At 69.5% G+C, this 2,587-nt stretch carries 1 protein-coding gene; it reads left to right on the top strand.

Annotated features, from left to right (window positions below; genetic code table 11):
• Nucleotides 1–509 precede the first annotated feature (509 nt).
• Nucleotides 510–2,519, top strand: a complete 2,010-nt coding sequence (locus tag BRAO375_RS13340) for a methyl-accepting chemotaxis protein (protein WP_009027997.1) — start codon at nucleotides 510–512, stop codon at nucleotides 2,517–2,519.
• Nucleotides 2,520–2,587 lie beyond the last annotated feature (68 nt).

A 2,587-nucleotide genomic window follows, 5' to 3' on the forward strand; every position in this document is an offset into this window, starting at 1 on the left:
ATGGCGCGCAGTCGTCGACCGAGCGCACGTGGCGAGGCAATCCCTCTTCACGTCATGGCCGGGCTTGACCCGGCCATCCACCTCTTTCCGCTTGCGCGGAAGATGGATGCGCGGGTCAAGCCCGCGCATGACGACTGAGTGTGTTGAGCTCGCGTTGATCGCTAACGGGCAAGGGCACCGGAGAGTAGGGCGGATGAGCGCAGCGTAGTCCGCCGTCTGGTCACGGTGGACTGCAATTGCCGCCCGACGGCATACGCCCGTGGCCAAGTCGCCCGCCGTGCCCGCATGCCGAGTTGCGATGGTACACCACGCAACTCATCGGAACTACGTAGCTCGACAACACGACGATGCCGGGGGGTCTTCACTGACCGCTCTAACCCGCCATTAGCAAATACCGCTCATCGTGCACACGCTCTGCTGGGAGGAGTCGCCGCGCGAGCGGCGGTGTTGTGCGGGGAGGCGCGAGACGGGATCGTCCGCTGACCGCACAAGGGAAGGGGCCTACGGGAATGATGAGCTTCGGGTTGAAGATCAGGGGGCGTCTCTACGCCGGGTTCGCGGCGCTGGTGGCGGTGGGCATGGTCATGGCCGCGGTCGCGGTGTGGAATCTTCGTGCCGTCAGCGACCAGGTCGCGAGCATGTCGGCGCTGTCGGACGCGACCGCGCGCATCCTGCAGATCTCCAACCATCTCCAGGCGATCCAGCGCGCCAACCTCCGCTACATCCACGACGCCAACGAGCCCGCGCTGAAGGAGGCCGCCGAGCGCGAGGCCGCCGCCACCGAGCTGCTGCAGGCCGCCGGCAACGGCCCGCTGTCGGCCGAGCGCCGCAAGGCCTATGCCGATCTGCTCGCCGACATCGCGCAGATGAAGACCTTGCGCGATCAGCTGCAGGACGCCGTCAGGCAGATCAAGACCGGCCGCGCCGCGCTGCTGCCGGGCGGCGAGGACCTGGCCGCCAAGACCGCAAAGCTCTCGATCTCGGCGCGCATCAGCAAAGAACCCGAGGTGATGACCGCGGTGGCCGATATCGACACCCGCCTGCAGCTGGTGCGCATCGCGACCTGGCGCTTCCTGGCGCTGCGCGACGCCAAGGCCGCGTCCGCCTTCCGCGCCGGCGTCGACAATGTCGAGCAGCGCCTCGCCACCCTCGAAGGCAATTCGCCGCCGGCCGGCGTGCTCGCCGCCATCGCGCCGGTGAAGGCCTCGCTCGACGTCAACAAGACCGCGTTCGAGGCCACCGCCGCCGCGACCTTGAAGTCCGAGGAGGTCTATGCCAGCGCGATCGAGCCGTTGATCGCAAGGAGCATCGAGACCCTCAAAGCCGCCGAGACCGGCATCAATGCCGACTATCACGCCGCGCGCACCACCGCGGAGGGGGCGATCGGCCACACCATCTCGCTGCAGATGCTGGTCGGCGCCGCGGCCGTGCTGTTCGGCTGCCTCGTCGCCTTCCTGATCGCGCGCAGCATCGTCGGCCCGCTCACCGCGATGACGCGGGCGATGGGCTGGCTCGCCAGCGGCGACGTCGCCGTCGAGATCCCCGGCCGCGGCGCCCGCGACGAGATCGGCGCGATGGCGACCGCGATCCAGGTGTTCAAGGACAACATGGCCGAGACCGAGCGCCTGCGCACCGAGCATGCGGCCGCCGAGGCGCGGCAGGAGCGCGAGCGCAAGGCCGACATGGCCCGGCTCGCGCATCAGTTCGAGCAGGCGGTCGGCGAGATCATCGATGCCGTCTCGCACGCCTCGAGCGAGCTCGAAGCCTCCGCCGGCACGCTCACCAGCACGGCCTCGCGCGCGCAGGATCTCTCGACCGAGGTCGCCGCCGCCTCGCAGGAGGCCTCGTCCAACGTGCAGACCGTGGCCTCCGCCGCCGAGGAGCTGTCGTCCTCGGTCAGCGAGATCTCCCGCCAGGTGCAGGAATCCGCGCGCATCGCCAGCGAAGCGGTGGCGCAGGCCAACCGCACCAATGAGCGCGTCGGCACCCTGTCGAAGGCCGCCACCCGCATCGGCGACGTGCTCGAGCTGATCAGTAGCATTGCCGGCCAGACCAACCTGCTGGCGCTCAACGCCACCATCGAGGCCGCGCGCGCCGGCGAAGCCGGCCGCGGCTTCGCCGTGGTCGCCGCCGAGGTCAAGGCGCTCGCCGAGCAGACCGCGAAAGCCACCGGCGAGATCGCCCAGCAGGTCTCCGGCATCCAGGCCGCCACCGAGGAGTCGGTCGGCTCGATCAAGGAGATCGGCTCAACCATCGGCCGCCTCTCCGAAATCTCCGCCGCCGTCTCTGCCGCCGTCGAGGAGCAGGGCGCCGCGACGCAAGAAATCTCCCGCAACGTCCAGCACGCCGCCAACGGCACCCACCGCGTCTCGCGCAACATCGACGACGTGCAACGCGGCGCATCGGAGACGGGCTCGGCGTCGGCCCAGGTGTTGACGGCGGCAAGGTCGCTGTCGGCGGAGAGCGGACGGTTGAAGCGCGAGGTGAGCCGGTTCTTGGGGTCGTTGCAGGCGGCGTGAGATGGGGCTCTCGCGTTTGACGAACGCGGTGTTGCGCTCGTCCATCTCCCCCTCGTCATGGCCGGGCT

Source organism: Bradyrhizobium sp. ORS 375, assembly GCF_000239775.1.
Classification (GTDB): Bacteria; Pseudomonadota; Alphaproteobacteria; order Rhizobiales; family Xanthobacteraceae; genus Bradyrhizobium.

Coding starts and splice junctions, on each gene's coding strand:
- BRAO375_RS13340 (WP_009027997.1), top strand. CDS start 510: ATGATGAGCTTCGGGTTGAAGATCAGGGGGCGTCTCTACGCCGGGTTC.